Below are 7,697 nucleotides of genomic sequence, written 5' to 3' on the forward strand. Positions count from 1 at the left end.
ACGACAATAAAAAACCGCTGAATTTCAGCGGTTTTTTTGTTTTATTCATTGCTTAAAAACGGTGTTATTAGACCATTTATAATTTTGAAGCGTATAAAGCTTTGCGCTCGCTATCAGACAAAAATGCCATCTCAACACCATTGCGCTGCACTTGGCTAATCTGATCATTTGACAGGTGAAGTTCAGATTTAGCGATACGATACTCATGTTGAATATCAATGTTGCTCACACCAGGATCATCAGTATTTAAACCAATTAATACACCAGCATCTAGAAACTGATTAAATGGATGTGAAGCGTAATCAGCAACTGTAGAGGTATGTAAGTTACTGGTTGGGCATGATTCAATTCCAATAGAGTGCTTAACGAGATATTCCATCATTTTAGGATCATGTATCGCATTCACACCGTGACCAATACGTGTTGCACCTAACTCTTGAATCGCTTGCCACATACTCTCACTTCCAGCGGCTTCACCAGCATGAGCGGTAATTTGTAAGCCAGCATCACGTACTCGCTTAAAGTGATCATTAAACAAGTCGCCAGGGAAACCTAGTTCGTCACCCGCCAAATCCATGCCAACCAAAGCATCTCGGTGTGCTAAAAGCCCTTCAAGCTCTAATCGACATTTCTCCTGCCCAAATGAACGCGACATAATCCCGATAAGGTTAACCTTAACAGCATGTTCTTTCATGCCAGCTTTAACCCCATCAATAACGGCTTCTACGACGCCTTCAATCGGTAAGTTATGGTTCATTGCCATGTAATACGGGCTAAAACGTAACTCAGCATAATCCAAACCTGAAATAGCTGCATCTGCTACGTTTTCATAGGCAACACGCTTAACTGCATCCAAGTCTGCCAATACAGCGACCATCCAATCTAGCTTTTTTAAAAAAGCGACTAAGCTGTTTTCCTTGCCCTGAATTTGCACAAAAGGTGCAAGTGCTTCTAACGAGTCTGCTGGCAGCTTAATTCCATGCTGATGTCCGAGTTCCCAAATGGTTTTGACTCTAACATTGCCATCTAAATGACGGTGTAAATCAACTAATGGAATGGATGTATTGATCATTATTAACCCCTATTAATTTTCTGAGCTAAATGTGTTTTTTGTTTTATGAACATCTAGCACTGCGAAGTTTAACATGCCCCAACAAAAAGGTGACGTTTTTATCGCCTAAACGGCATAATCAGTAACAATTATTTCCGCTGATTCCGCTAGCGTGGTTTATGCGGAATTGGTATGTTGTTAGCTAGTCATTTAACTTGTAATTTATTCTTGTAAATTATTGTCGATAAAGGAATTCACATGCGTAAGCTCATTTTGCCTGCGATTATCATGCTCGCTATTACTGGCTGTAAAATGACCACAGGGTCAAAAGCTCAATATTATCTTGGCGACACTAAAAAAGCAGAAACTACCGTCGATAAACCGCAAGAAGTAAAAGCGGCAACTGTTGAGGATATGAGTCTAAAGACAATTATAGATAATGCATGGCAAGTTAACGTAGATTATTCACCTCAATTGGCCTACTCATTAGGCGATGAATCAAAAGCTGCGCTGCTTGCAGATTTATCTCCTGAAATCTTAGCTGAAAAAAACTTACGTCAAAAAGCATTATTGTCGTCTTTAAAACAGTTGGACAAAGACAAACTATCTAAAACAGATAAAATTAACGCTCAGCTTTTGCAATATCAATTGCAAAACAGTGTCGATATGTACACTTACAAAGATCATTACTTACCAATAACGGCTGAAAGTGGTTTTCATGCCTATGTCGCCTCAATGGCAAATGCTCGACTGAATACAGCAGAGGATTATCAGAACTACTTAGATAAAATGACCGCATTGCCGAAATACTTTGCTCAACAGACATTTTGGTTAAAACAAGGGCTGAGTAGTGGTATCACCCCTGCAAAAGTGACGCTAAATGGATTTGAAGACAGTATCAGTGCTTATATTGTCAGTGTTGAAGACAGTGGCTATTACAAACCTTTTGCCGACTTTCCAGACCACTTTACGGAAGCTCAAAAAGTCGACTTTGAAACCAAAGGTAAGCAAGTTATTTCACAACAAGTGCTACCCCTTTATCAACAGTTTTATGACTTTATGACCGAAGAGTATATCCCTAACGCGCGCACTTCTATTGCCGCAAAAGATATGCCTAATGGTGACGCCTTCTACCAAAACAGAGTGGAATACTACACCACGCTTAATATGACTGCGGATGAGGTTCATCAACTTGGTTTAAAAGAGGTCGCTAGAATTCGAGCAGAAATGGAGCAAGTGATTGCTGATGTAGAATTTAAAGGAACCTTCCCTGAACTTTTACATTTCTTACGCACAGATCCTCAGTTTTACCCTAAAACTGCAGAAGAGCTGCTTAAGGAAGCGGCTTATATTGCTAAAAAAGCAGACGCTATTTTGCCTCAATATTTTGCTACGCTTCCGAGAACACCTTACGGGATCAAACCCGTTCCAGCTGAAATAGCCCCGAAATACACCACCGGACGTTATTCTGGTTCAAATCGAGATGATGAAGCAGGCTTTTACTGGGTAAATACTTATGCACTAGATAAACGCCCACTTTATGAAATGGAAGCACTCACCTTACATGAAGCTGTACCTGGCCATCATTTACAAATTTCTCTCAATAAAGAGTTGACCGACCTACCCAACTTTAGACGCTATAGCTATATTTCAGCTTTCGGTGAAGGATGGGGGTTATATTCAGAGTATTTAGGGTTAGAAGCGGGCTTCTACCAAGACCCTTACAGTAATTTCGGCCGATTAACTTACGAAATGTGGCGTGCTGCTAGATTGGTTGTCGATACAGGCATGCATACTAAGGGCTGGAGTCGAGATAAAGCCATTGAGTTCATGGCCAGCAATACTGCATTATCAATGCACAATGTCACCACTGAAATCGATCGCTACATTTCATGGCCTGGACAGGCACTATCATACAAGATTGGTGAGCTAACGATTAAGCGATTACGCACTAAAGCAGAATCAGAACTTGGTGAAAATTTTGATATTCGCCTATTTCACGATGCTTTATTAGAAAATGGCTCTGTCACGATGGATATTCTCGAACAAAAAGTAGATGAGTTTATTCAAGAACAAAAATCTGCTCAATCATAAACTAATCGTTTAAAAATGTTGGCTGAATGTGTTTTCAGCCAACATTTTCAATTCAAATATCTTTGTATTACGCTTTCGCTAAAACTGCACAAATTAGTTTGCTACACTGCTCTCATCTTCGATATATGATTTCAATTTGGTCGTTACTAATAAAGGTGAGTATTGTGCTTTTTTCGTCAGAACATCAACTAAACAATAATGAGCAACAGCAATTCTGGCAAACCGTCACTCAATCAACATTAACCAAAGACAGTATCTCCTTAGCATATGCTTACATTCAACACCCTGATAACGATAAAGCCATTGTCATCAGTAGCGGACGTGTAGAAAGCTATCTTAAATATAAAGAGTTAATGTTTGATCTCTATCAGCAGGGATACAGCCTTTACATTTTAGACCATCGGGGCCAAGGGTTATCATCAAGAACAACTATCAACCCTCATCAAGGGCACATTGATAAGTTTCAAACCTACATTAATGACCTAAATGACTTTATTGAACAGATAGTCAAACCCAACGATCATAACGATTTATATCTTGTTGGGCACTCAATGGGCGGAACCATTGGCACTCTCTATATGGAGCAATATCCAGCGACATTTAATGCTGCGGTATTTTCAGCCCCAATGTACGGTATAAAGCTGCCATTTAACAAAGCTTTCATTCGCTCACTCGCCGCTTTATTGGATACCTCTAGTGATAAGCAGCCAAATAAACAACCGAATTATGTTTTAGGCGGTACCGATTATCATCCGGTAGTGTTTGAAAAAAATCATCTTACCAATAGCCCTAATCGATATCAGATGATCTTAGATGTTTTTCAACAAGATCCTGAAGTACAACTTGGTTCACCAACCAATCGTTGGCTAATAGAAGCGATGGATGCTGCGGACAGAGCAATAAAAGCAGCAGCACTTAGCATTAAGCCAATTCTGGTTTTACAGGCTATGGACGATGCTATTGTAGATAATGCGGCGCAAAATAGAGCTGAGAATAAGTACTGTCAAATTCGCAGAATCAACAATTGTCAGCATGAAGTGTTTATTGAAGCAGATGATGCTCGCAATCAAGCTTTACGAGCATTAGTGACCTTCCTTGATCAGTATTGATACAGAGTCACTCCTTAATGGCTAATCTTTAATTGAAAGGCACCTTCCACACCACACTTAATGTTAATTCAGACTCAAGTAGGTGCTTTATATCTTGTTGTGATAACGGACGGCTAATCACATAGCCTTGAAATAGATTACTCTTCAGCTGACTTAAGGCCGTCAGTTGTTGACGATCTTCTATTTGCTTAACGACGACTGGGTAATTAAGTTGGTTCGTGAGATTTATCAGCGAAGTAAAAATATTTCTAGACTCTTCAGACACTGCAATATCAACAATGTAGTTTGCGGCAAATTTAACTTGAGAAAAGTGTAACCCGTGCAAACGATGTAATGGACACAAACCCGAACCAAAATCATCTAGTGCAATGCGAATACCTACACGTTGTAAGGTTAAAATTTTATTCTTAGCGGTTTCTGCGTTTATAGAAAAGATATCTTCAGACAATTCCAATTGGATTAATTTAGGCTCGATACCATGCTGCTTTATCCTTTCCTGGATCACTTGAACAAACATGTCCTGATGGAAGTGTCTTGAGGAGATATTAATAGAAAAACATGGACATGTAATTGCAGTCCTTTGCAAGCTTTGAATAAACAGACACACTTCATCAAGCATCCACAGTTCTAATTCAAAAATTGAATTAGATAACTCAGCGACGGGGATAAACTGCTTCGGACTAATAAAGCCAAACTCAGGATGATACCAACGCATCAAGACTTCAACACTTTCTGTATTACCTTCGATATCAACAACAGGTTGATATACCAAAGACACCTGCTTCTGTTTAATCGCTTTCTTTAACTCTTGTTGTAACTTTTGTGGCTCATGATGGCTGCCATCAAGTTGCAAGCTATGCAATACACAGGTATTGGTTTGGCTTTCAATCGCTTTACCAAGGGCTTTATCAGCTCTAGATAATAGCTGAGTAGGCTCTAAGGACTCTTTACCATCAAATACCACCATACCGACTTTGGTGAACACTGATACTGTTTGACCAGATAAGGTAAAGCTTCTACCAACAACTTGACGAACTTCGCTTGCTAACGATAACGCCCGTTTATTAGCATACTCTAAATTGCTGCCTAAGTTTTTTGCTGCAATAACAAATTCATCATCGCCTAAACGGCTCAGTAAGCAACTGCCTGAAAAAGCCCCTGCTAATCTAGCTGAAATTTGCATTAGTAATCTGTCACCAAGCTGCTCGCCTACAGCTTCGTTGACTAATTTAATATTACTCATATTAATAAGTAACATGGTGCAATATTGATCTGACTTACGTGCATATGCCTGTAAATCAAACAGTTCATTTGCAAGTGCCTCTCGATCGATAATATCCGATACACCCACATGGCTTTGTCTTTCTACTGTAATCTTCTGGTTTTTAAGTTCTAAGGTAACATCAGTAATTGAACCAATCATTCTTATTGGCTTACCTTGCTCCCCCCATTGAATGACTTGTCCTCTATCGAGCACCCAAATAAACTCGCCAGCCTTATTCATCAATTGATGAACGCTTTCATAATGTGTCGTTTTTCCTGACAAGCAATTCTCTATCGCTCTAAGCACGGTATTCTTTTCGTCAGGGTGTAAACGTGTTTCCCATGAGTCGTAACAATTGGTTATTTCTTCGGGTTTATAGCCTAATATTTCTTTCCAGAGATCAGACATAAACACACCATTAGTTTCAGTATTCCAGTCCCATATGCCGGTATTATTGGCACCAACCGAATATAACCAACGCTGCTCTGAATTAGAAACTTTAAGATTGTTATCAAGCAGGTGCTTTTCAACTTTAAGTAGTGACTCACCTAAGTTATAGACCTCTTCGACTAAGCAATTAATTCTGGTTTTATCTGATTTAGATTGAAGAACGTTATTAGCGCGTTTTGTAAGTAGTTTAATAGGGCGAACTAACAACCAATATAAAGCCCAACAAAAGAAGATCACTAATAATCCACCAACCCCCCAAATATAAATAAATCTTTTTTGTAGTTGATCTGATGCGTCTGCAATTAACGAAGAAATATCATATTCAAGGTAAATAACATCAACAGCGCTGGAGTAGCTGTATTTTGCATCAGTATTAACAGGGTAATAAGCTTGAATAGAGAGGCGATTATAGTTGATATTAAAATAGGCGGTTTCAGCAGCAACAACTTGTTGATGCCGCTCATCAGAGTATCCTTCAATAACGTTTTTGGCATCACTCTCTCGCCAAATCACATGATTAGCAAACTTAATCCGACTTGATGCATCCAATATGACATAAACCATCATATTGCTATCTGTGGAGATTAAAGAAACCTCTTGCTCTATCCTAGAAATATCTTGTATCGCTAATGCAGACTCAACCACATGGATCATTCGAAACAAGTCCTTTTGGATTTGTTTCGACTCATTGTTAGCAAGCTCTGCACGTAACTCTTCTTTTTCATAATAAAACTCGCCACTGACTAATAATAAGTACAATGAGCATAAGAAAAATGGCACTAAAAAAGATAGTGAAAAAGAAGGTCGTTTTGGCAAAATCACACCACTAATTATTAATAAGAATATGTCGCTTTGGTAACATACTAAAGACGACTTGAATCAACAACCATAAAAACCTTTTCTGGTTAACTTAGTTCATTTGTCTGATAAATAAAGACTAATATCTCTCTGTTACTCCACGCATCTAGAATGGTTTAAACAGGACAAATATCCCAAATACTAAATAGTTTACCTTGTTTAAAACTGACAAAAATAAATTCATAGCAATAGAGAATGACCTCTAATAATTCTTTAACCCCAAGTTACAACTAATATAGAGTCAATTATTCCAATAAAGGTTATCTACTCTCAATAAAGAAAGGTCAGGCGCTTGGTTTGTTAGTGTTATCAAGCCACATGAACATTTATCCACACAATCGATTCGCCTAACCTGCTAACAAGTAGACTAAAACTCTAGACACAAACTCCTGACACAAAAGGGCCACAGCATCAGCATCAGCAACGGGCTAACTGCTCACTGTAAATAGAAATTAAGCGCTTAGTGATGACTTACTTTTATTATCCTTGTATGGACACATGGGTATACCGACCACACGATCAGGTATTGTTGTTTTAACTTGAGCTTGAATTTTCTTCAGACAAAGAAAAAGCCCGCTACATAGTAGCGGGCTTCGTCGTATTAGACGCTTTGCGATGACCTATTTTTTACTATCCTTGTAAGGGTACATGGGCATATCGACCAGACTATCTGTTTCCATAAGCGGCTAGATATCTCGCTCAATTTCCAGACACAAAAAAGCCCGCTACGTAAGTAACGGGCTATCTGCTCTCAATTAAGAGAAATTAGTCGCTTGGCAATGACCTATTTTTACATGGGCATATCGCTCACACTATCAACTGTTGCAGTGTCTAAACCCGCGGTTGAACTTTTTTTAGGCAAAGAAAAAGC

Annotated in this window: 4 protein-coding genes; 2 read left to right on the forward strand and 2 right to left on the reverse strand. The window is 38.9% G+C overall.

Translation table 11 applies throughout. The annotated features are described in order from the left end of the window. Positions 1-76: 76 nt before the first annotated feature. On the reverse strand, positions 77-1,072 hold the full coding sequence (add, locus tag Q4600_RS12055; RefSeq protein WP_303516293.1) for an adenosine deaminase: 996 nt from the start codon (positions 1,070-1,072) through the stop codon (positions 77-79). A 237-nt stretch (positions 1,073-1,309) separates the two neighbouring features. Here add and Q4600_RS12060 point away from each other — a divergent pair, with 237 nt between their 5' ends. Next, a complete protein-coding gene (locus tag Q4600_RS12060; RefSeq protein WP_303516292.1) occupies positions 1,310-3,145 on the forward strand; it encodes a DUF885 family protein in 1,836 nt (611 codons plus the stop codon). A 164-nt stretch (positions 3,146-3,309) separates the two neighbouring features. Further along, positions 3,310-4,254: an alpha/beta fold hydrolase gene (locus Q4600_RS12065; RefSeq protein ID WP_303516291.1), complete on the forward strand. Its 945-nt coding sequence runs from the start codon at positions 3,310-3,312 to the stop codon at positions 4,252-4,254. 28 nt (positions 4,255-4,282) lie between these two features. On the opposite strand, the gene Q4600_RS12070 is transcribed toward Q4600_RS12065, so the two are convergent. After that, complete coding sequence (locus Q4600_RS12070; RefSeq protein WP_303516290.1) at positions 4,283-6,784, reverse strand: EAL domain-containing protein; 2,502 nt, start codon at positions 6,782-6,784, stop codon at positions 4,283-4,285. Positions 6,785-7,697: the final 913 nt, after the last annotated feature.

The sequence above is a fragment of the Shewanella sp. 2_MG-2023 genome (assembly GCF_030548905.1).
GTDB classification, from domain to species: Bacteria; Pseudomonadota; Gammaproteobacteria; order Enterobacterales; family Shewanellaceae; genus Shewanella; species Shewanella electrodiphila.